The following is a 21,720-nucleotide window of genomic DNA, read 5'->3' as shown; positions in this document are numbered from 1 at the left end:
TAGCCAGGGGACGAGCAAAGCCCTTGACGTGCACGATTCTGGTCGCGTCGAGGTATCGGGCGTTCCGGTCGACCTCATTGCGTCGACTAACCCAGGTCAGCGCGATTTGGATGGTTTGGGGGTTATTCTGCTGATTTTGCGCTGATCTGCGTTGGTATACCGGAGTAGGTCGACGGGAAGAGGTCGACGGGCCGAAAGAATTCGATACCGGCATTGATCATCAGTGGAACCCCAGCTTAGGCGTGAGAAAAGGGTGGGCTGGACGCAGCTAAACACACACAAAATGTCCCTTATCGCGACACGCCGTAAAAACACACAAAATGTCCCTTAAGCCGGAATAGCCTCGGCAAGATATGAAGAAAATGACCCTCTACCTGCTTAAACAAGTAGAGGGTCAGTGGAGCCGCCGGGAATTGAACCCGGGTCCTTCACCACCGCGCCAGGGCTTCTCCGTGCGCAGTTCGCGCACTGCCTCTGCTCGGCCCTCCGGATCAGGCAAACATGTCCGGATGACGGGCCCAGTCAGTGAAAAATGTCCCTTCCGAGGCCCCACTGACAGGGCCGGAAGGCAAGCCCCCTAAGTCGACGCCAGGTACCGGGTCGGGGGCATCCCCGGCCTGACGGACACGCAGGTCGCTGAACCTTTCTAATTAGGCAGCGAGGGCGTAGTCACGCTGAGAGTTCTTCTCTGCGTTTATTGGTTGCTACGACGCTTACGGTGGTCTCTAGCCTGCACCGGCACGCTTCCCCTGGCTTAGTCGATGAAGTCGAAACCAGAATCGACCCCTCGTACTACGGGAACCGTAGGAGCACCACTGTAGCCGACAATCGCGCTCCCGCGCAAGGGCCCCGACTTAGGCGGTTGGGGTGATGCGCAGGAATTCGACCACGGCATCCGGGCCGGCGTCGACGGCGAGGCGTGCAGCTTTCGCCACGGACTGTGGCGTCATCTTCGGACCGTTTGTGTCGCCGTGGAGCATGTCGGTGTCGGTGCGCCCTGGGTGTAGGGAGGTCACGCGCACGGCTCCGGCTTCCTCCAGGCGGAGGGAGTCGGTGAAGCCGCGCAGGCCGAATTTGGAGGCGCAGTAGGCGGAGTTGCCGTCGATACCAAAGAAGCCGGCGCCGGAGTTGATGGTCAAGATGAGGCCGTTGCTGCGTCGCAGCGCGGGCAAGAGCGCTTTCGTCAGCAGCATCGGCGCGATCACGTTGACTTCCATGGTGCGGCGCAGGTCGGCTTCGGAAAGGTCGGTGAGGCGGGCGGGCGTCATGACGCCTGCGGCGAGCACGAGCACGTCGAGCTCTTCAATGTTCGACGCCGCCTTCGCCACCGCAGCGCTGTCCGTCAGGTCAACCTCGAAGGGCTCCGCGCTGGGCAGTGCGCTGACAACCTCGGAGGCGTCGCGGGAGGCGCCGACGTAGATGTGGTGGTCGCGGCCGAGTTCCTCTGCGATCGCGCGGCCGATTCCGCGGGATGCCCCGGTGACGAGTGCGTGCTTCATCGTGAATCCTCCTTAGGCTTTGATGCCTTTGAACTTCCGGCCGAGGTCGCGGGCGATTTCGCGGTCCTCAGTGCGGCGTTTGATGGCTTGGCGCTTGTCATAGTCCTGCTTACCCTGCCCCAGGCCGAGCTCCACTTTCGCGCGGCCGTCCTTGAGGTAGAGCGAGAGCGGGATGAGGGTGCGGTTGCCATCGCGAAGCTTGCCCTGCAGAGAGTCGATTTCGCGGCGGTGCATGAGCAGCTTGCGGGTCCGGCGTGGAGGGTGGTTCGTCCAGTGCCCCTTCGAGTACTCCGGGATGTGCATGTTGCGCAGCCAGACCTCGCCGTTGTCGATGGTGGCGAACGCCTCGACTAAGGACACCTTGCCTTCGCGCAGCGACTTGATCTCGGTGCCGACGAGCACGATGCCGGTCTCCCAGGTGTCCAGGATGTTGTAGTCGTGGCGCGCTTTCCGGTTAGTCGCGAGGACCCCGGTGTTGCTCAGCTTTTGTTTCTTCTTTTTACCCATAGGCGTTCCACCCTACTACTTCCGCACGTAGCTGCGCAGTGCCACCTGAGCTGCGAGGGCGCCGATGACGACGGCCCCGAGTCCGACAAGCGGCATCACTGTCATGACGGCGGAGTCCGGAACGCGGGCGACGAGTTGGGAGGCGTAGAGGTCACCGAGGATCGGGTCGACGAGCGAGCGCTTCCCCACCCACGCCAACACGGTGGCAAGTACTGCACCGATCAGCACGGAGAGCACCGCTTCCAGCACGAATGGGGCCTGGGTGAACCAGCGGGATGCACCCACCATGCGCATAATGGCGATCTGCTCGCGGCGGTTGTACGCGGCGAGCTGGACCATGTTCACGATCAGGAACAGCGATGCCAGTGCCTGCGCCGCGGCGACGACGAAGGTCACGTTGCGGAAGGTGTCCATGGTGCCGGCGGCCTCGCGTACGGTGTCGGCCTGGTCGCTGACCATGGCAACCTGCGGCATGTCACGGATTGCGTCGATAGGTGCGATGTCGGACGGGTCCTTGAGGCGCACGTGCAGCGCGGCCGGTAGCGCGTCCGGGGAGGTTTCGCGCACGAGGTCCGGCTCGGAGTCCTGGAAGAGCTCTACGAAGCGTTCGTAGGACTGCTCGCGGGAACGGAAGGTCACCTGCTCGACGCGGTCGTTGGCTTGCAGGGTGTCGCGGACCTCGCGGCAGGCCTCGGAGGAGCAGTCGCTGTCCTCAGCGGAGATGGTCTCGTCGAGCTCCACCATGACTTCGACGCGGTCGAGGTAGAGGTCCTTGGTCGCGCTCGTCGCCTGCGAGATGAGGATGCCGGCACCAACCAACACGAGTGAGAGTGCGGTGGTGATGATGAGCGCGATGGTCATGGTGAAGTTGCGCCCGAGGCCGCGGAGGCCTTCGCGGAAAATGAAGTTCCAGTTCATGCTTATCCCCTCACGGTTCCGTAGACGCCGTTGGCGTCGTCGCGAACAAGTTTGCCCAGGTGCAGTTCCATGACGCGCTGGCGCATCTCGTTGACGGCGCGTGCGTTGTGGGTGGACATCACAACGGTGGTGCCAAGGCGGTTGATGCGCGCGAGTAGCGCCATGATCTCGTCGGAGGTTCCCGGGTCGAGGTTGCCCGTGGGCTCGTCGGCGAGGACGAGTGGGGGCTTATCGACGAACGCTCGCGCGATTGCGACGCGTTGCTGCTCACCGCCTGACAGTTCGTGTGGCATACGGTTCGCTTTCGCATCGAGGCCGACCAGTTCAAGGGCCTCCGGCACCAGCTTTGCGATGCGCTGCTTCTTCTTACCGATCACCTCGAGCGCGAACGCTACGTTGTCGTAGACGTTTAGCTTGGGCAGCAGCCTGAAGTCCTGGAAGACGTAGCCGATGGACTGACGCAGCAGGTTTACGTTGCTGCCCTTTAATGCGTTGACGTGGAAGTCGTCGAAGTAGATATCCCCCGAGGTCAGGTTTTCCTCACGGATCATCAGCTGAAGCAACGTCGACTTGCCGGACCCGGACGGGCCGATGAGGAAGACGAAGTCGCCGTCGGCAATTTCGAATGAGACATCGTCGAGTGCTGGGCGTGTGGACGTCGGGTAGACCTTCGTCACGTTGGAAAAAGTGATCACCCGCTACACACTACTACTTCTTCTGTTACTCCTGTGACTGGAGTTGTCCCATGCGCCAGCGGATACCGGCCTCCAGGAAGCCGTCGATGTCGCCGTCGAGCACCTTCTGCGGGTCGCCTACCTCGTAGTTCGTGCGCAGGTCCTTCACCATCTGGTACGGGTGCAGCACATAGGAGCGCATCTGGTTGCCCCAGCTTGCGTTGCCGCCGGCACCCAGGGCGTCCATCTCAGCCTTTTCTTCCATGCGTTTCTTCTCCAGGAGCTTGGACTGCAGCACGTTGAGCGCGGACGCCTTGTTCTGGATCTGAGATTTCTCGTTCTGGCAGGTCACCACGATGCCGGTTGGGATGTGCGTGATGCGCACCGCCGAGTCTGTGGTGTTCACCGACTGCCCGCCGGGACCCGAGGAGCGGTAGACATCCACGCGAATCTCGCTATCGGGGATTTCAATCGAGTCGGTGTGTTCGACCACCGGCAGCACTTCTACCTCAGCGAACGAGGTCTGGCGTCGCGCCTGGTTATCGAACGGCGAGATGCGCACCAGGCGGTGCGCGCCCTGTTCGACAGAAAGCTGACCGTACATATATTCCCCGTGCACCACGAAGGTCGCCGACTTAATCCCGGCCTCTTCTGCATACGAAATGTCGTACACGTCCACCTTGTGGCCGTGCTTCTCTGCCCAGCGGATGTACATGCGCATGAGCATCTCGGCCCAGTCAGCAGCATCAACACCGCCGGCGCCGGAGCGGATGTTGACGACGGCCTCGCGCTCGTCGTACTCGCCCGACAGCATCGTCTGCACTTCCAGGGAATCGACGTCCGCTTCGACGGCGTCGAGCTCATCGTCGGCGAGCGAAGGATCGCCTTCCTCTTCGGCGAGTTCGTACATGACGGGGAGGTCGTCGATACGCGAGCGCAAGCTCGTGACTTTCTTCAGGCGAGCCTGGACGCTGGAGAGCTCCGAGGTGACCTGCTGCGCGTGGGCGGGGTCGTCCCAGAGGCTCGGGTCGCCGGCTTGCTGCTCGAGTTCTTTGATGCGCAGGGCCATTTCGTCGAGGTCCATGACTTTTTCGATGGTGGTCAACGTGGCGTCAATACATTTGATTCGAGCGAGCGTCTCCGGTTGCATACCGTCGAAGTCTAGACGACGCTCCACAAATCGCGCGCACAGCCCCATAATGGGTACATGACTTCTTTCATTGAGCAACATCGCGACTCTGATGACGCAACACTGGCCGCCGCGCTGGTTGAGCATGCTGGCTCGCTTGCGCTGCGGATGCGGGAGGAAGGCCTTTCAACGGATTACAAGACCTCAATTTCCGACGTGGTGACGGAGGCGGACCGTGCCGCGGAACGATTCGTCGCAGAAACGCTCGCCGAGCTGCGCCCACACGACGGCGTCCTCGGCGAAGAGGGTGCTTCCAAACATGGCGATTCCTCACGGACGTGGGTGATTGACCCGGTTGATGGCACGTTTAACTTCACGCAGGGATCGGACTACTTCTGCTCGGCGCTCGCGCTGGTAGAGGGCGACCCCTCGGACCCGGCGCGCATCCTGATTGGCGCGGTGCACCGCCCGGCGATGAAAACCACGTGGCTTGCCCACGACGGCGTTGCGACGCGCAACGGCGAGCCACTGCCCGACCTTGCACCGGCGTCGCTTCCCTCGCAGGGCCTGGTCACCTACCTGCACCCGACGTTCATGCGGGATGACGCCATCCGAAATACGTGGTTGCGCGCGGTGCGCGATGCGGCGACGATCCGTATGTGGGGCGCGGGCTCCGTCGACCTTTCAAATATCGCTAGTGGCCAGTTGGGCGGCTGGCTGCAGCACTCCGTCGCTGACTGGGATTGGCTGCCGGGCAAGGCGCTCATTGAGGCCGTTGGGGGCGTGGCAAAGAAGGTGCCTGCGGGCGGGGTGACCTGGTGTGTTGCTGGAAATCCACAAATTGTGTCGGACATTGAAGCTAGGCTTACTGAGCATGACGAATCTTTATGACGATGACCTGGCACTTGCACTAGAGCTTGCGGATGCTGCCGACGCGATTACGCTCGACCGCTTCGAAGCGTCCGACCTGAAGGTGAAATCAAAGCCGGATATGACCCCGGTTTCTGACGCCGATGTCGCTGTCGAGGAGGTGCTGCGTGCTCGCCTCGCCGAGGCCCGCCCGGGCGACTCGATCGTTGGTGAGGAATTCGGCGGCGAGACCGTCTTCGAGGGCCGCCAGTGGGTCATCGACCCAATTGATGGCACGAAGAACTTCGTTCGCGGCGTTCCCGTGTGGGCGACGTTGATTTCACTGCTTGTCGACGGCCAACCAGTCCTAGGCGTCGTCTCTGCCCCAGCGCTTGCGCGCCGCTGGTACGCGGCCCAAGGCTCGGGCGCGTGGCGGACGTTTAACAAGGGCAGCCTGAAGCGCCTCGAGGTCTCCCATGTGAGCGAGCTTGCGGATGCCTCCCTGGCGATGTCTTCGCTTGAGGGCTGGAAGGCACGTGGCCTGCAGGAGAACTTCATCGCACTCACTGAGCGCACCTGGCGCCTGCGCGGCTACGGGGATTTCTTCGGCTACTGCCTGGTGGCCGAGGGCGCCGTCGACATCGCGGCAGAACCGGAGGTTTCTGTGTGGGACCTCGCTGCTCTGTCTGTCCTGGTCACGGAGGCCGGTGGCACGTTTAGCTCACTCAACGGTGAGCCTGGACCGCACGGCGGCGACGCGATCGCCACGAACGGGCTGCTGCACGACGCCGCCCGGAAGGTAATCGGCGTCTAAGAAACTTCAAGCGCTTGAAGCCTTAGGGCAGGCGGAAGCCGTTGTCCAGCGTGGACAGCACCGCGTCCAGCCGGACCGCGCCCGTCGGCGCGTGAATCACGCCCTGCAGCGGGCTGTGGCACGAGACATCGAACGGCGATGGGAGCACCCCGCCGTTCAGGATGCCGACGAGGCGGTCGCCCACCACTACGGGTGCGCCCGAATCACCCTGCATGGCGCAGGTGTGGGAGATGTTCATGGACTCCCAGTCGTGCAGCGTCACGCCGCACGTCCTGCCGGAGGCCACGCCCTGCTTGCACACCACGTTGCCGGGCTTGATCGGCTTGCTGCCGAGGTGGTTGATGTGGACGCCGTTGTAGGAGCGTGTGACCTCCGCGTTCGAGCCCAGCTCGATCAGTGCGTAGTCGAGGTCCCGGTTGACCTCCACGATGGTGCCGGAAGGCCCGACTTGCCAGGAGTCGGCGGAGGTGACGGCGTCGCCAACTTCACCGCAGTGCCCGGCGGTCAGCGCGTACTTGTGCCCTTTATCGTCGTGGCCCGCCACGGCGACGGTGCACATTGATTCGGTGCCATTGGTGCGCTTCACGTAAATCGGGGTGCTGGGCCCGTAGAGGGAATTTCCCCGAGTGAGCGCCTGGTTCGAGGCCTCCGGAATCCGCGGGGCGTCGTGGAAGGAACCGGGCACGCGGTGCAGCACGTAGTCGGTCCAAGGTTTTCCGGCGAGTAGCTTCGAAGCGGCGTCGCTACGCCAGACATAGTTTGGGTCGACGTTGCCCTCGTACTCCGAGCGCACCTGCGCTATTGCCGGTGGCGCGAGCCCCACCCCTGCGACCGCGATTCCAACCCCAGCAACGAGCGCACACACTCGGCGAAGCAACATAGGCACCCTTCCACTCCAACCACAGACGTTTCTTGAGTACACAATGCCACCTTTTGCCCTAATTTGCCCCATCGGCACGGCAACCAACACAAAAAGGTGTGGGTGCGGAACTATGCTCAAGCCATGCGCCTAGAAGAAAAGTTCACGCCGTTCCTACAAAGCCTGGAAGCTCACCGCGGTGAGCTAGAGAATTTGTACAAGTGGTTCCACCAGAACCCCGAACTATCCATGCAGGAGTTTGCTACCTCCGCTCGCATTCAGGAGGAGCTGGAGGCGCTCGGCGTCGAGGTGGTGCCCGTCGGCAAAACGGGGCTCGTGGGCGTCGTGCGAAACGGCGACGGCCCAACTGTCGGTTTCCGCGCCGACTTCGACGCCCTCCCAATCAAGGAAGAAACCGGGCTTGAGTACTCGGCATCCCCGGAGCTGGGCATCATGCACGCCTGCGGCCACGACATTCACACGACCGCACTGTTGGGTGCGGTTCGCCTGCTGCAGGAAAATACCGACGCGTGGAGCGGCACCTTCCTTGCCATCTTCCAGCCTGGCGAGGAGACCGGCGCTGGCGCCCAGGACATGGCCGACGCGGGGCTAGCCACGAAGGTCCCTACCCCCGAGGTAGTGCTTGGCCAGCACGTAGGACCGATGCTGCCGAACTACGGCCTCGGCGCACTACCAGGGCCAGTGTTTGCGGCTGCTGAACAAACGAAGATCACCATTCACGGGCAGGGGGCTCACGGCTCGCAACCGCACAACGGCATCGACCCGGTGGTGATCGCGGCGAGCATCATCACCCGGTTGCAGACGATCGTTGCGCGCGAGGTAAACCCGCAGGACATGGCCGTAGTCACGGTTGGCGCGGTCCACGCGGGTAACTCCGCGAACACGATTGCCGCCACCGCGGAGATTTCCGTCTCCACCCGCGCGTTTACTTCCGATCTTTCGGAGAAACTCAACGCCTCGATCAAACGGATCGTTCGTGCAGAGTGCGAGGCCGCTGGCACGCCAAAACCGCCCGCGTTCGAGCGCATCGGCGGTGCACCGGAGTTCCACAACGACGAAGCGACGGCCGACACCGTCATGACCGCATTCCGGAAGAACTTCGACGAGGTGGGCGACTTCGGCAGGCTCTCCGGCTCCGAGGACTTCCCCACGATTGGCAACGCGTTCGGCGCTCCGTACTTCTACTGGTTCTTGGGCAGTGTCAAAGATATCGACGGCGCCCCTTCGAACCACTCGCCGTACTTCGCCCCTGACCTGCAGCCGGTGCTTGACCGCAGTATCCAGGCCATCTTGGTCTCTACGTCTCCGTGGTTGATGCGAGGGTAGGCCTGCCGTACGCTTTCGTTGCATGCGTACCGTAGAGCAACAGCAACGTACACGGCTCGTCGTCCCGGATATCGCACGGGGTTTGGCGCTGCTCGGCATCGCCGTAGCCAACGCGATTTCGTACTGGCTCACTCCTTTAAGCACAACCGTGACAGGCGAGCACCCAGGCACGGCGGCTGACCAAGCCGCGACGGTCTTCGCGGCGATGTTCGTGCACGTCCGTGGCCTGCCGATGTTCTCAACGCTCCTCGGCTTCGGCTTCGGTCTGGTCGCGGCGAGTCTGGCACGCAAAGGGTACCCGGCAGGTGCTGCCCGGCGCGTGCTGGCGAAGCGCTACGGGATGCTCGCGCTCTTTGGACTGGCACACATGTGGCTGCTGTTTAGCGGCGACATCATGTTGACCTACGGGCTTATAGGTGTGCTGATGGCGCTGTTCCTGCGCGTGCGCTCGGGGGTGCTCTACGTCATTGCAGGCATCATTCTGGGACTGTCGTGCATTGTGTACTCGCTGGTTGCGGTGTTTTTCTATGGAACACCCCTGGACCTTGCAACGCCGGCACCGGATGCTAGCTCCTTTGCCACGTACTTTGCCGGGAACCAAGAGTTCGCGATCTACATGTTTTTCTCGCAGCCCCTCGTTGTGATCCAGCTGGGCGCGCTTTCCCTGATTGGTTTTGCGTGGGCGCGTGACGGCGTGCTCACTGACGTGAAGGAACACGCGCGGACGCTGTGGATTTGGGTAGCGGTGGCCGTCGCTGTCGTTGTTGCGATCGGCATCCCACTTGGGCTTGCACAGCTGGGTATCCTGCCTGCGTCGACAGCGGCATTTTGGTCAATTTTGAACCAGAGCTTCGGGATGCTCACCGGACCAGGCATCTTGGCTGCGTTCGCGCTGGCAACGCAGCACTGGAACCAGCAGCCACCGCGCTGGACGTTGCCGATGATCACCCTGGGCAAGCGCTCCATGTCCGGCTACCTTCTGCAGACGTTCGTGTTGCTTCCGACCGCGGTACTGATCGGCTACTCGTGGCTGCCGGGCCTCGGGGAGCTCCGCCCGATATTGCTCGGGACCGCGGTGTGGCTGTTGTCGGTGGCGCTCGCGGCCCTGCTTGAGCGCATGGGCAAGCAGGGCCCGTTCGAGTCGCTGCACCGCCGCCTCTCATACGGCCCGACGCGCCGCATCGAACCATACTCAGGCCCTGCGACCGGAAAGGCCCTCCCGCAATGAGCGCACACCGAATCCAAGTAGCACCGCTTTCGGAGCTCACCTCGCTCGAGGCGTTCGAACTATTCAAGCTCCGCGTCGACGTCTTCGTCGCCGAGCAGCGCTGCCCTTACCGTGAGCTCGACGAGCAGGACACGCACCCGGACACGCTGCACCTGCTCGCGTGGAACGGTGCGGTGTTGGAGGGCTGCGCCCGCGTCTTTCCCACCGCAACGGGTTCCCAGTTTGGCCGTTTCGTCGTCGCCCCGGCCGCTCGCGGCACAGGCCTGGGCGCGCAGATCGCGCGAACGGGCATCCAGCTCACCGAGCGCTGGCCGGGCGACCTCATCGTCGAGGCACAGTCTGGCCTGGTCCCCTACTACGAGCAGTTCGGCCTTGTCGCCGAAGGCGAGGAGTTCCTTGATACTGGCGTCCCGCACCGTGTGATGCGTCTTCGCCGTCCATAAATGTTTTTCTAGCTTTTCTTAAGGTTTCACGCTACTCTCATTCTGTCAGATAATTGATTGTTTGAAAGGAAGCTCCATGCGCGCAATCTCTGCAGCTCTTGGTTCTGTTCTCGTCGCAGGGCTGGCTCTGGCCGGCTGCAGCTCCACGGATGAGCAAACCCCACAGGCACAGTCCGACTCCGCCATCACCATCGATAACTGTGGCACCGAGGTCACCGTTCAGGGACCGGTCCAGCGTGCGACCACGCTCGAGCAGGGCGCAACGGACACGCTGCTGCTGCTCGGCGCCAAGGACCAGATTGCAGGCTACGGCCACCAGAAGGACCTGCCCCCAGCAGACTTCTCCCTCGACGGCCTGAAGGAAATCAGCCCGTCGGTCCCGAACTCTGAGCAGCTGCGTGACGCTGACACGGACTTCATCTTCTCCCCGTTCGAGCTGAACTGGCGCGCTGACGCCGCAGGTACCCGCGAGGAGTGGGCAAAGCTGGGCGTCGCCACCTTCAACCCGAACAGCGAGTGCCCGTCCTACGGCGACAACAAGGGCAAGGACTCCTTCCAGCTGATCGCGAAGGACCTCGAGGACCTGGGCAAGCTCTTCGGCCGCGAAGAAGAGGCGAAGAAGCTCATCGAGAAGCAGAACTCCGAGCTGGAGAACGCGAAGCAGGCGCCTGAGGGCACCACGTTCATGCTGCTCTACTCCTCTGTCGGCGGTTCCCCATACGTCGCTGGCGGCCCGTCGATCGTGACCAACATGGGCGAGCGCACCGGTATGACGAACGTATTCGCCAACCTGAATGAGGAGTGGCCACAGGTGTCGTGGGAGGCCGTCGCTGAGGCTGACCCGGACGTGATTATCCTCGCGGACCTGCCTGGCCGCGGCGAGCCTGGCGACAAGTGGGAGGAGAAGGTCGCTGACCTCGAAGCCACCCCTGGCACCAAGGAGATGAAGGCAGTCAAAAACAACATGTACATTGTGGTTCCTGGCGTCGCTACCTCGGCTTCCGCTCGTTCCTACGAAGTTGTGCAGAACATCTCCAAGGCAATTGACGACGGCCTCTTCGACGGAGCAACCAAGTAGCTGTGAAGAAAACCGTCACTGTTTCAGCCATCGCGTTAGTACTGCTGGTACTCGCGATGGTTTGTTCTATTCCGATTGGCTCAAGCTCCCTGAGCTTTACTGAGCTGCGCGGCATTTTCGATCCGGCCTACCCGGCGCCTTCCCCACTGCGCATGTCCATCCTGACGGAGCTTCGCATCCCGCGCATCCTGATGGCTGCGATGGTGGGCGGCATCCTCGCGGTGTCCGGCGTGGCGATGCAGGCCATCACACATAATGACCTGGCCGAGCCGTACCTGCTGGGTATTTCCTCGGGCGCGTCAACAGGTGCCGTGGTGGCGATCCTGTTTTCCACCTGGCAGTACGGCATCATCGCCGGTGCTGCGGTGGGCGCACTCGTGTCCTTCGGCATGTTGATGCTGCTGCTGCGCAACAGCGCCGCCGACGCCGCGCGTGTCGTGCTCACTGGTGTACTGATCGGGTTCCTGTTCCAGTCGCTGACCTCGCTGATTGTCACCGCGTCCGGTAACGCTGAGTCGACCCGCGGCATCATGTTCTGGCTGCTCGGCGTGCTTAGCGCCGCGCGCTGGTACACCGTGATTGCGGTGTTCATCGTTGGCACCATCGGCACGGTGGCACTGTGGATGATGTCGCGCTACCTGGATGCGCTCTCCCTCGGTGATGCGACCGCGTCCACGATGGGTATCCCGGTTGTGGCGCTGCGCTACGCGGTGCTGGTCGCGGTGTCGCTGATGACGGCGGCCACGGTCGCGTCCGTCGGCGCGATCGGGTTTGTGGGCTTGATTGTTCCGCACGCCGTGCGCATGATTTCCGGGCCGCGGCACGCCAGCTTGATCCCGATTTCCGCGGTGGTCGGCGCGATCACCCTCGTAGTTGCCGACGCCATCGCCCGCGCCCTGTTCGCCCCGCAAGAACTGCCTGTCGGCGTGATCACCGCGCTCATCGGTGTCCCGGCATTCTTCTTGATCCTGCGGAGGAAGCACTGATGTTAGAAGTCAAGAACCTCGAAACGGGCTTCCCCGGCACGACCATCCTGAGCGGCATCTCGTTTGAGCTCGACGCCCCGTCGGTCATTGGGCTCGTGGGCCCGAACGGCTGCGGCAAGTCGACGTTGCTCAAATCCATCGCCGGGGTGCACCCATTCACAGGCGATGTGCTGTTCGACGGCAAGCCGCTGCGCGACTACCCTCGCACCGAGCGCGTCCACGTACTGTCCTACGTTGCGCAGCACTCTGGCGACAAGATTCCACTGACCGTGCGCGAGGTGATCCAGCTGGGCCGCAGCGCCGGCCGTGGACCGTTCGCGCAAGCCCAGCCGGAGGACGAGGAGATTATCCTTCACGCCCTGCGTCACGCGGACCTCGAGGGCATCGTGGACCAGAAGATGTCGGAGCTCTCCGGCGGCCAGATCCAACGCGCCATGGTTGCGCGCGCGATGGCGCAGCGTTCAAAGGTGATGCTGCTGGACGAGCCGACAAACCACCTCGACCTGCATCACCAGTACAAGCTGATGAACATGCTTCGCCACCTGTCCCGTGAACACAACACGGTGATTGTGCTGGCGATTCATGACCTGGCGCTCGCCGCGCGCTACTGCGATCGCCTCCTGCTGCTGCACGATAAGCAGCTCAAGGGCAACGGCGCGCCAGACGATGTGCTTACTCCGGCGGTCCTTGAGAATGTTTTCGGTGTGAGCGGTAACCTAGACCGAGATAGCCAGGACATCCCGGTGCTGCATATTTCCCATCCGGTGTAGTGAATTTTAGGATTCCAGAAAGGTTTCAGTAGTGGCTCAGTCAGTAGATTTCCCCCATTGGACCGGGATTTTCAAGATCCTCGGGGACCAGACCCGGTTGACGCTGCTTGCTGCGATTCACCACGCCGGCCAGCACAAGCTGACCGTGACCGAGCTCGCGGAGGTCACCGAGCTTCGTATCGCAACCGCGTCCGCCGCGCTACGCGCGATGGAGAACAACGGCACGGTGTCCTCGAAACGAGACGGCCGCAGCATCTATTACGCCATCGCGGACAATGACATCCACGAGCTGTTGCACTGGATAGGTGCGGGCCATGCCCACGAACATGGACATGGCCCGGATTCGGCCGATAGCAAGTAACTAGTACTGGCGCAGGTCGATCGGCCCCTGGCCGCGCGTCTCGGCGCGAACGACGTTCGCCGCAGCCTTGATGATGCGCATCAGGTCCTCCGTCCAGTCAGCAACACCGCGAAGCACAAAGCCAGGAACTTCGGTCTCTGTGACCGAAGCGCTCGCAGTGCCCTTGCCCTCCAGGGAGTTGCGCACTGCATCCCGGACCTTCTCCAGCAGCTCCGGCGTCATGTTCGGGTCGATGCAGATCGCCGTTGCGAAGTGGGTGTGCTGCCCCAGGAAGGACTCCTTCACGTCGTTGAAGAGTTCCTTCGTCGGCTCGATGCGCACGTTGTCCACGACGGCCAGCTTGCCGTCGACACGAACGACGTTACGCAGGTGCGCCTGCTCGTACAGGAACTGGCGACCATCCGGCGACCAGCCCGGCGTGACGATGTCCGACATGAACAGCTGCGACTCCGCGTCCATGTTGACGGTAATTTGCTGGCGGAAGTCCGCCTCCCGGTACAGGATCAGCTGATCCGGGATGTACTCCATCACGGCGTTGCCGTGCAGGGTGAACTCCACGTTCTGTACAACGTAGTCGTCCGGGGTGCGGTACACCTTCGCCGCGGACTGGTCAGTCAAAAGCACGGACGCGTCCGGCTCTACTTCGACTTCCATCCGGTACACGTCCCCACCAACGTATCCCCCACCGGGGTTCGCGATGGTGTAGTAGACCTGCCCGGAATCATCCAGGTAGTGCGGGCGGATGATCTTGAACGCACCCTCGTGGTACTGCCGTTTCGCTACGGACTTGGTACCGCCAATGCCGATACCAAGCTCCAGTACACCAGTTTCCTCATGCGGCGGTTCGTGAGTGAAGACCGCGCTTGACTCGCCCCACATCAAGCTACGCCTTGGTGTCGAGATCTTGCATGAGCACATCTCGACAGATCCACTCGATGACCTGGTCAAGGCCTTCGTCGGTCTTGAGGTTGGTCAGCACGAACGGCTTGTCACCGCGGAACTTCTTCGAGTCGTCCGCCATGACCTGCAGATCAGCGCCGACGTACGGGGCGAGGTCCGTCTTATTGATCACGAACAGGTCGGACTTGATCATGCCCTGGCCTGCCTTGCGCGGGATCTTCTCGCCCTGGGCCACGTCGATAATGTAAATCGAGAAGTCGACGAGCTCCGGGGAGAACGTTGCGGACAGGTTATCGCCGCCGGACTCCATGAACACCAGCTCCAGGTCCGGGTGGCGGTTCAGCAGCTCCTCGTAGGCGGCCTCGTTCATCGAGGTGTCTTCACGAATAGCGGTGTGCGGGCAGCCGCCGGTCTCAACGCCGATGATGCGGTCCTCTGGCAGCACGCCGTCGCGGGCGAGGATGCGTGCGTCCTCGGTGGTGTAAATATCGTTGGTAATCGCGGCCATGGAGATCTCTCCATCAAGCGCGCGCGTAATACGCTCGATGAGCTGCGTCTTGCCGGAGCCAACAGGGCCACCGACACCGATCTTAATAACTGACATAATTCAACATTCCTTCCAAGGTTTAAGACATAAACATTCGCGAATGCAGGAACTCGTGCTCCATCTGCGCGATTTCCATATCCGGCGCCGCCACGCCCAAGTCGTGGATGGTGTGCTCCATGGTCACCGCGGCGTAGCGCGATACCCAGTCATACACTCCGACGAGCAGTCGCTGCCCAGCGTCCTGGCCGAGCGGGATCGCACGGATGGCGTTCTGCACCATCGAGGTCGCAAGCTGCATCAGGTACGCCTCAACGGCGGTGTACTCCTCCACACCAGCTGCGCCGAGCACCAGTCCGAACGCGATGCCGGGGTTGCCCTTGTACTCACGGACCGCAAGCCCGCGGTCGTACTCGGTGACGAGCGCATCGTTGGCGTCGACAATCTTGGCAACCTTCGACATGCGCCGACCCATCGACTGCATCGCGGCGCGCAGCTCCTTCGGCGTCTGCGTCGCATGCACCAGGGCATCGAGCTCAGCGAGCTTTTCGACGCGCTCCGCCTCCGACAGGCCAGACTGCTGCAGCTCGATGGCGAACCTGGCCGCCAGGGCGTCATTAAACGTGGCCTGGTACAGGTAGCCGCGCAGCCACGTCGCGAACGTGTCGGCGTCGCGGATGACGTCACGCTGCAGGTACGTTTCCATGCCCGCGGAGTGCGCAAAGCCACCAGTTGGCAGGGCGGAGTCGGTGAGGTGCCAGACGACGAGCTGGCTGCGATTAGTGGGTGTGCTCTGCATGACGGAACGCCTTTGGCATCACGTATTCACCGCGGTGGTAGGACACACCGGTGTGCTGGATATGGTGCTCGACGGTGTGGTCGTACCGCACAACCATAACGTCCTTGTCGAATGCATTCTCGCCTGCGGCGAAGAACTGTGCCTGGAGGTGGCGGTTACCGAGCGCGTGCGCAACCTCGAGCGCCTCGCGGATCGTTGCAGGTTCGATCACCAGGACATCGGAAGCCGCGATTTTCGCGACGATCAGCTTGTCCCCCTCGCGGGCAAGAATGTCACCGTCGACGAACTCGCGGAAGTCGTTGTCGAGACGGATGCCGAGCTCGGTGCCTTGCTCGGTGGTCAGGCGCTGAATGCGCTTGACGCGGGATTCGTTGTCGAACACGACGTAGTCGCAGTTCGACGCATCAATACCCTCGGTTGTATTCACGTTGCCGAGAATCTCAGTAACGATCATTTTACGATAAGTACCTTTCAATAGTTTTTGTCGCAGAAAGAGAAAAAGCGAGCGTAGGCAGCGTCTGCTGCCCCCGCTCGCTTCTGCTACACGTCCACCTTAGAACAGGAAGTAGCGCTGTGCCATAGCCAGTTCTTCAGCTGGCTCGGAGTGGATTTCCTCACCGTTGACGGTCAGCACGTAGGTCTCCGGATCGACCTTGATGTCAGGCGTCTCGGAGTTGTACTTCATGTCTGCCTTGGAGAGGTTGCGGATGCCCTTCGCCTCAACAAACCTGCGGTTCGTGTTCAGCTGATCCGGCACGCCGGCCTCGAATGCGGCCGTCGGCAGGAAGGTGACGCTGGTGCGACGAACTGCATCGCCGTATGCCGCGTAGGAGTAACGCATCGTACGTGGCTGTGGCGTCGGAATGGATGCGTTGGAGTCACCCATCTCTGCGCGTGCAACGTAGCCGGACTTGAGCACGAGCAGCGGCTTGACGCCGAAGTGTGCCGGCTCCCAGACCACCAGGTCAGCAAGCTTGCCCTCTTCAACGGAACCGACTGCGTGCGCGATACCGTGAGCGATCGCTGGGTTGATGGTGTACTTGGACACGTAACGCTTGATGCGCTCGTTGTCGTTGCCCTCGGAGTCACCCTCGAGCGGACCACGCTGCTGCTTCATACGGTCAGCGACCTGCCAGGTGCGCAGCACGACCTCGCCGACGCGGCCCATTGCCTGGGAGTCAGAGGAGGTGATGGAGAGGATGCCCATGTCGTGCAGGACGTCCTCCGCCGCGATGGTCTCCTTGCGGATACGGGAGTCTGCGAACGCCACGTCCTCCGGAAGATCCGGGTTCAGGTGGTGGCAGACCATGATCATGTCAAGGTGCTCTTCCAGCGTGTTGTGGGTGTACGGCAGCGTCGGGTTGGTCGACGCTGGCAGCACGTTGGAGTGGCCAGCCAGCTCAATGATGTCCGGCGCGTGACCGCCGCCAGCACCCTCGGTGTGGAAGGTGTGGATGACGCGGCCGTCAATTGCCTTGATGGTGTTGTCCACGAAGCCACCCTCGTTGAGGGTGTCGGTGTGGATCGCGATCTGGACGTCCATCTCGTCCGCGACCTTGAGCGCGTTGTCGATGGTGTTCGCGGTTGCGCCCCAGTCCTCGTGAATCTTCAGGCCGATAGCGCCGGCCTTGATCTGCTCACGCAGCGGGTTGAGCGCGGACGCGTGGCCCTTGCCCAGGAATCCAACGTTGACCGGGAAGTCAACCGAAGCCTCGATCATGTGCTTGATGTTGGTCGCACCAGCGGAGACGGTGGTTGCGTTGGTGGAATCAACCGGGCCAACGCCGCCACCGATGAGCGTGGTGGTGCCGTTGTCCAGCGCAGCCAGGACCTGCTCTGGGGAAATGAAGTGAATGTGGGTATCCACTGCACCAGCGGTGACGATCTTGCCCTCGCCGCCGATGACCTCGGTTGCGACGCCGACAACGATGTCGATGCCATCCTGGATATCTGGGTTACCTGCACGGCCGATCTTGAGGATCTTGCCGTCCTTGATGCCGATGTCAGCAACGTAGATACCGGTGTAGTCAATAATGATCGGGCCGGTAATGACGAGGTCCGGAATCAGTTCTTCACCAGTAACACGGGAGTTCTGACCCATGCCGTCGCGGATAACCTTGCCGCCACCGAAGTTGACTTCTTCGCCTGGCTTCAGCAGGTTCTTCTCAACGCGTGCGATCAGCGAGGTGTCCGCGAGGCGGACGCCGTCACCGGTGTGTGGGCCGTAAAGCTCGGCGTACTGACGCCTATCCATCTCAAATGCCATTTTGTTCCCTTCCTTAAAGGTTTCGTAATCCGTTTACTTGACTGGGCCGTTGACCTGGCCGTTGAAGCCGTGAACTTCGCGCTTGCCGCCGAAGTCGATCAGCTCAACAGTGCGGGAATCGCCTGGCTCGAGACGGGCTGCGGTGCCCGACGGGATGTCGAGGCGCTTGCCCATCGCAGCTTCACGGTCGAACTCGAGGGCGCTGTTTGCCTCTGCGAAGTGGAAGTGGGAACCGACCTGGATCGGGCGGTCGCCGGTGTTCTTCACCTCAAGCGTGATTGGCTCGCTGCCTTCGTTCAGGATGACCTTGCCTTCAGTGATGAAGTACTCGCCTGGAATCATGGATAGTCTCCTTTTATCGGATTGGGTTGTGGACAGTGACAAGCTTGGTGCCGTCAGGGAAGGTTGCCTCAACCTGAACGTCAGAGATCATCTCTGGAACGCCTTCCATGACATCGTCACGGGTAAGCACCTGGATGCCCTCGGACATCAGCTGCGCTACCGTCTTGCCATCGCGGGCGCCTTCCATGAGGTAATCCGTGATGAGGGCTACCGACTCTGGGTAGTTCAGCTTCACGCCGCGTTCCTTGCGGCGACGTGCCACATCAGCAGCAACCACGATGAGCAGCTTTTCCTGTTCGCGTTGGGTCAGCTTCATTTCTTCTCCTTGCTCGTTGACGATTGATATTCGATTATTTGCCGACGCCCCGTCTGTGCCTTCTGGAACAGACGGGGTTCAGTTTTCACTCATTGTGTGAAATTTTTTCGGTTCGCCCCGAACCTACTCCGAATTAGTGGTGATGGTGATGCTTCTTCGGGTTATCCGAGGCTTCTTCCGGTGAGTGTCCGGGCGCTAATCCCTCTCTGATGAGTTGTTCATCGAGTGAGTGGTCCGGATTCTCATGGTCGGTTTTCATCTTCGATTTTGTAAACATTGAGAACAGTCCGTTCTGGTATGCCACTGTACCCAGAATCAGGAAGATACCGATGATCTGGAGTACCGATGGGATCTCGCCGAACAGCGGAGCTGCAATGATGACGGAGGTCACCGGCGAGAGCAGCAGGATACCTGCGGACAGGGTCGGGTCGAGCCAAACCGTGCCGTACTGGACGAAGGTCCATGCCAGCGCCTGGCCGAGGATAGCCAAGCAGATCAGGTTGAACCAGTTCCAAGTGGTCAGCGCGTCACCGACGGTGTGCTCAGGATCAACCAGCGGGAGCTGGCCGTCGATCAGAACACCGTTCACGAAGTCGAATCCCTTACGCGGGGAGATGAAGAATGCCACGATTGTTGGCGGGACTGCCTGCGCCATCATCGTGTACATCATCGGTTGGACGTACAGGTCCTTACGTGCGGAGGTACCAGCCTTACGGGAGAGGTACAGGTAGAACGAGTAGCACACGCCCGAGGTCAGGCCGAAGATGGTACCCAGGGTTGCAGTCTTAATGCCGTAGATGGACTCCGGTCCACCAGATGCCTCAGAGGCCTCGAAGACGCCACCGGTCAGCATCACACCGACGGCCATGATCGGGACAAGGATCAGGAAGACCGGCGGAATCTTGTACTTATCAAAGACTGCCGTAAGCATCGGCACGATGATGACCTGCAGGTTCAGCAGAATTGCGGCAATGCCGGCGCCTACGTAGAAAATGGAGTAGTTCCAGCAGGTAAAGTCCACGCCCAGGAAGAGGCCGGAGGCAATGGAGAGCATGATGCCCTTCTTGCTCAGCGACGCCTTCTTGCGAATTTCCATAACACCGAACGGGATCAACACGAGGCAACCGATCACGACGCGCAGGAAGGCCTGCGTCGCTGGATCCATGTTTGTCGCCTTTACCCACAGCGGGGTGCCGGCAAGGAATGCTGTACCAAGCGCAAGGAACAAAACCGCCTTGCCGTGGCTCACTGGTTTGATTGGCGGACCCTTGATGTCCGCTGCCGTAGTGGCGCTAGAAGTATTTGACATGCCAAACACAATACATTCCGAAACACAATTCAGAATTTCTTAAGGCACCATTTGCATAACTTTCAAACTATTGCATATATAACCCCTCTCCGAGCGACTTTATAAAAGCTCCATTCAGATTTTTATACATTTCGACTACCCCCGTTATAGGGTATGCCCAAACAGTACAAACATACTGTCAGCTGCACGTTTCCCAAAGATGCCCCGAAAATTGGGCCAAAAATAGAAACTCTCTACCCCTTTATTGAATATCCGAGATTCAATGGTTCGATTGAATTGCATACTGTTGTTATTTCATTATTTTATAAATCAACATTCAAAAGTTTCCTGGGAGCTTTTTAAGGTCCAACTTTCAACCTTTCCCGGTTCGCCTGGTCCCATACCCCTCCCCGACCGCACTGTTAACATATTGCAGGTCAGATATAGGGAGGCGGAAAGCAGACATGCCTTTGTCCGAAATCAATGCTGAACGTAAACGAGAACAGCGGCTCCTCGAACGGTTTATGTGGCTCTCCATCACAGCGTCCGTCATCACCATTGCTTTGAAGATGGCAGCGGCTGGTATTACAGGATCAGTTGGTTTCCTCTCCGACGCCATCGAGTCCGTGATCAACCTGGTTGCTGCCCTCGTCGGCCTGTGGGCACTAAAGCTTTCCGCCAAGCCCGCAGACGAAAACCACAACTTTGGCCACGCGAAGGCCGAGTATTTCTCCGCGCAGGTGGAGGGGTCGCTGATTCTGGTGGCGTCCGTGGCCATTATCTATACGTCCGTGCAGCGCATTATTCACCCGCAGCCGGTTGAGCAGATCGGTATCGGCCTGGCGTTCTCTGTTGCCGCCACGGTACTGAACCTCGCGGTGGGCGTCGCGCTGGTGAAGGCTGGGAAAAAGTACCGCTCTTCAACGCTGGATGCCGACGGCCACCACCTGCTTACTGACGTGTGGACCACGGTCGGCGTGATCATCGGCATCGCGGCTGTCTGGATTACGGGCTGGCAGCTGCTCGACCCGATCATCGCGCTGTGCGTCGGCTTCAACGTCCTGTTCACTGGCTACCGCCTGCTCAAAGGCGCCATTCTTGGGCTGCTCTCGGAAGCGCTACCGCAAGATGAGCTGGAGAAGCTGCACGGCTTCCTTAATAGCTACGTCGCCGAGCACGACGTCGAGTTCACGTCTGTGCGCACGGCTGCGTTTGGGCGGGATCGGCTCATCAGCCTCGTGGTGCAGGTACCCGGCAGCTGGACAGTGGCGTACTCCCACGAACACGCTGACGCCATCGAGGACGGCATCACCGAAGCCATCGGCGAATCGGAAACCATCGTGCACGTGGAGCCCGCGGGGTACCACACGCGCACAGGCCCGCTCTGGGCTTAAGACCCGTCTTCGGTTACGGACGCGTACTGTTCGCTGAGCTTGTCCGCCTCGGTGACGTAGAACATGGCGCGCTGCCCCATGGACTCGTCGCGCTTGTCGGTGCGGGCCTGCAGGTCTTCGATTTCGGACTCGGGAACGCCGATGCCACGCATCTCGTCTGTCTTTGACCAGATGGCAATGATGGCGTCTTCGAAGGCGGGCTCGTCCATCACGCCTGGATCGGCATCGGGCGCGGTCTCTGCTTCCTGCGAAGCCGGTGCGGCGGGTGTTTGCTCGAATGGGAGGGGCTGGGTGGTGCACGAAGTGGCCGTCGATACGCAGGCGGCGGCGAGTGCTGCGACGAAAAGCTTTGAGTGTTTCATTCTGCTTATTCTAACCACCGAAATTCGCTGGTCATACGATTAAGATA

25 protein-coding genes and 1 other RNA gene are annotated in these 21,720 nt (G+C 61.1%); 10 read left to right on the top strand and 16 right to left on the bottom strand.

Annotation, left to right across the window (positions count from 1 at the left end; translation table 11 throughout):
- Positions 1-395: 395 nt before the first annotated feature.
- From ssrA to prfB, 6 genes are all read right to left on the bottom strand, one after another.
- Positions 396-787: a transfer-messenger RNA gene (gene ssrA, locus HMPREF3170_RS00255) on the bottom strand.
- A gap of 67 nt (positions 788-854) precedes the next feature.
- On the bottom strand, positions 855-1,499 hold the full coding sequence (locus tag HMPREF3170_RS00250) for an SDR family oxidoreductase (protein WP_070476990.1): 645 nt from the start codon (positions 1,497-1,499) through the stop codon (positions 855-857).
- Positions 1,500-1,511: 12 nt separating this feature from the next.
- Complete coding sequence (gene smpB, locus HMPREF3170_RS00245) at positions 1,512-2,006, bottom strand: SsrA-binding protein SmpB (protein WP_070476987.1); 495 nt, start codon at positions 2,004-2,006, stop codon at positions 1,512-1,514.
- A 15-nt stretch (positions 2,007-2,021) separates the two neighbouring features.
- Entirely contained in the window at positions 2,022-2,924 is a 903-nt protein-coding gene (gene ftsX, locus HMPREF3170_RS00240) for a permease-like cell division protein FtsX (RefSeq protein WP_070476986.1), read from the bottom strand.
- Between the two features lie 2 nt (positions 2,925-2,926).
- Positions 2,927-3,619 (bottom strand): cell division ATP-binding protein FtsE, encoded by a 693-nt coding sequence (gene ftsE, locus HMPREF3170_RS00235; protein WP_070362879.1) that lies wholly within the window; start codon positions 3,617-3,619, stop codon positions 2,927-2,929.
- A 25-nt stretch (positions 3,620-3,644) separates the two neighbouring features.
- Entirely contained in the window at positions 3,645-4,748 is a 1,104-nt protein-coding gene (gene prfB / locus HMPREF3170_RS00230; protein ID WP_070477002.1) for a peptide chain release factor 2, read from the bottom strand.
- Between the two features lie 57 nt (positions 4,749-4,805).
- Between prfB and HMPREF3170_RS00225 the strand changes: the two genes are divergently transcribed.
- A complete protein-coding gene (locus tag HMPREF3170_RS00225) occupies positions 4,806-5,618 on the top strand; it encodes an inositol monophosphatase family protein (RefSeq protein WP_070476983.1) in 813 nt (270 codons plus the stop codon).
- Positions 5,602-6,390 carry a histidinol-phosphatase gene (gene hisN / locus HMPREF3170_RS00220; RefSeq protein ID WP_070476981.1) on the top strand — a complete coding sequence of 263 codons (789 nt, stop codon included), beginning with the start codon at positions 5,602-5,604 and terminating at the stop codon, positions 6,388-6,390. The genes HMPREF3170_RS00225 and hisN overlap by 17 nt, the downstream gene beginning before the upstream one ends.
- Positions 6,391-6,412: 22 nt before the next feature.
- Here the strand turns inward: hisN and HMPREF3170_RS00215 are convergent, their stop codons facing one another.
- Positions 6,413-7,270, bottom strand: coding sequence for a S1 family peptidase (locus HMPREF3170_RS00215; RefSeq protein WP_070476979.1), 858 nt, complete (start codon positions 7,268-7,270; stop codon positions 6,413-6,415).
- A 123-nt stretch (positions 7,271-7,393) separates the two neighbouring features.
- Here HMPREF3170_RS00215 and HMPREF3170_RS00210 point away from each other — a divergent pair, with 123 nt between their 5' ends.
- From HMPREF3170_RS00210 to HMPREF3170_RS00180, 7 genes are all read left to right on the top strand, one after another.
- Positions 7,394-8,596 carry an amidohydrolase gene (locus HMPREF3170_RS00210; protein ID WP_070476977.1) on the top strand — a complete coding sequence of 401 codons (1,203 nt, stop codon included), beginning with the start codon at positions 7,394-7,396 and terminating at the stop codon, positions 8,594-8,596.
- A gap of 22 nt (positions 8,597-8,618) precedes the next feature.
- Positions 8,619-9,824, top strand: a complete 1,206-nt coding sequence (locus tag HMPREF3170_RS00205; RefSeq protein WP_070476975.1) for a DUF418 domain-containing protein — start codon at positions 8,619-8,621, stop codon at positions 9,822-9,824.
- Positions 9,821-10,267, top strand: a complete 447-nt coding sequence (locus tag HMPREF3170_RS00200) for a GNAT family N-acetyltransferase (protein WP_070476973.1) — start codon at positions 9,821-9,823, stop codon at positions 10,265-10,267. The genes HMPREF3170_RS00205 and HMPREF3170_RS00200 overlap by 4 nt, the downstream gene beginning before the upstream one ends.
- A gap of 76 nt (positions 10,268-10,343) precedes the next feature.
- Positions 10,344-11,345 (top strand): ABC transporter substrate-binding protein, encoded by a 1,002-nt coding sequence (locus HMPREF3170_RS00195; RefSeq protein ID WP_070476972.1) that lies wholly within the window; start codon positions 10,344-10,346, stop codon positions 11,343-11,345.
- A gap of 2 nt (positions 11,346-11,347) precedes the next feature.
- Complete coding sequence (locus HMPREF3170_RS00190; RefSeq protein WP_070476970.1) at positions 11,348-12,331, top strand: FecCD family ABC transporter permease; 984 nt, start codon at positions 11,348-11,350, stop codon at positions 12,329-12,331.
- Complete coding sequence (locus tag HMPREF3170_RS00185) at positions 12,331-13,101, top strand: ABC transporter ATP-binding protein (protein ID WP_070362887.1); 771 nt, start codon at positions 12,331-12,333, stop codon at positions 13,099-13,101. Before HMPREF3170_RS00190 ends, HMPREF3170_RS00185 begins: the two co-directional genes overlap by 1 nt.
- A gap of 31 nt (positions 13,102-13,132) precedes the next feature.
- A complete protein-coding gene (locus HMPREF3170_RS00180) occupies positions 13,133-13,462 on the top strand; it encodes an ArsR/SmtB family transcription factor (RefSeq protein WP_070362888.1) in 330 nt (109 codons plus the stop codon).
- Here the strand turns inward: HMPREF3170_RS00180 and HMPREF3170_RS00175 are convergent, their stop codons facing one another.
- The 8 genes from HMPREF3170_RS00175 to HMPREF3170_RS00140 all read right to left on the bottom strand — a co-directional run bounded on the left by HMPREF3170_RS00175 (position 13,463) and on the right by HMPREF3170_RS00140 (position 19,938).
- The gene (locus HMPREF3170_RS00175; RefSeq protein ID WP_070476968.1) at positions 13,463-14,341 is read right to left on the bottom strand and encodes an urease accessory protein UreD; all 879 of its coding nucleotides are present in this window, start codon (positions 14,339-14,341) and stop codon (positions 13,463-13,465) included.
- Between the two features lie 4 nt (positions 14,342-14,345).
- On the bottom strand, positions 14,346-14,966 hold the full coding sequence (gene ureG / locus HMPREF3170_RS00170; RefSeq protein ID WP_070476966.1) for an urease accessory protein UreG: 621 nt from the start codon (positions 14,964-14,966) through the stop codon (positions 14,346-14,348).
- Between the two features lie 22 nt (positions 14,967-14,988).
- Complete coding sequence (locus HMPREF3170_RS00165) at positions 14,989-15,705, bottom strand: urease accessory protein UreF (protein WP_070362891.1); 717 nt, start codon at positions 15,703-15,705, stop codon at positions 14,989-14,991.
- Entirely contained in the window at positions 15,686-16,159 is a 474-nt protein-coding gene (locus HMPREF3170_RS00160) for an urease accessory protein UreE (protein WP_070362892.1), read from the bottom strand. Before HMPREF3170_RS00160 ends, HMPREF3170_RS00165 begins: the two co-directional genes overlap by 20 nt.
- 99 nt (positions 16,160-16,258) lie before the next feature.
- Positions 16,259-17,971 (bottom strand): urease subunit alpha, encoded by a 1,713-nt coding sequence (ureC, locus tag HMPREF3170_RS00155; RefSeq protein WP_070362893.1) that lies wholly within the window; start codon positions 17,969-17,971, stop codon positions 16,259-16,261.
- Between the two features lie 33 nt (positions 17,972-18,004).
- Positions 18,005-18,313 (bottom strand): urease subunit beta, encoded by a 309-nt coding sequence (locus HMPREF3170_RS00150; RefSeq protein ID WP_070476964.1) that lies wholly within the window; start codon positions 18,311-18,313, stop codon positions 18,005-18,007.
- Between the two features lie 13 nt (positions 18,314-18,326).
- Positions 18,327-18,629 carry an urease subunit gamma gene (locus tag HMPREF3170_RS00145; protein WP_070362895.1) on the bottom strand — a complete coding sequence of 101 codons (303 nt, stop codon included), beginning with the start codon at positions 18,627-18,629 and terminating at the stop codon, positions 18,327-18,329.
- A 133-nt stretch (positions 18,630-18,762) separates the two neighbouring features.
- A complete protein-coding gene (locus tag HMPREF3170_RS00140) occupies positions 18,763-19,938 on the bottom strand; it encodes a DMT family transporter (protein WP_070477000.1) in 1,176 nt (391 codons plus the stop codon).
- Between the two features lie 443 nt (positions 19,939-20,381).
- On the opposite strand from HMPREF3170_RS00140, the gene HMPREF3170_RS00135 reads away from it, so the two are divergent.
- On the top strand, positions 20,382-21,311 hold the full coding sequence (locus HMPREF3170_RS00135; protein WP_070476962.1) for a cation diffusion facilitator family transporter: 930 nt from the start codon (positions 20,382-20,384) through the stop codon (positions 21,309-21,311).
- Here the strand turns inward: HMPREF3170_RS00135 and HMPREF3170_RS00130 are convergent.
- Complete coding sequence (locus tag HMPREF3170_RS00130; RefSeq protein ID WP_070476957.1) at positions 21,308-21,673, bottom strand: hypothetical protein; 366 nt, start codon at positions 21,671-21,673, stop codon at positions 21,308-21,310. The two genes, HMPREF3170_RS00135 and HMPREF3170_RS00130, sit on opposite strands and share 4 nt — an antisense overlap.
- Positions 21,674-21,720: the final 47 nt, after the last annotated feature.

The sequence above is a fragment of the Corynebacterium sp. HMSC08D02 genome, assembly GCF_001807505.1.
GTDB lineage: Bacteria > Actinomycetota > Actinomycetes > Mycobacteriales > Mycobacteriaceae > Corynebacterium > Corynebacterium pseudogenitalium.
The sequence above is the reverse complement of the archived record's forward strand: the minus strand, read 5'-3'. Positions and strand labels throughout refer to the sequence as shown.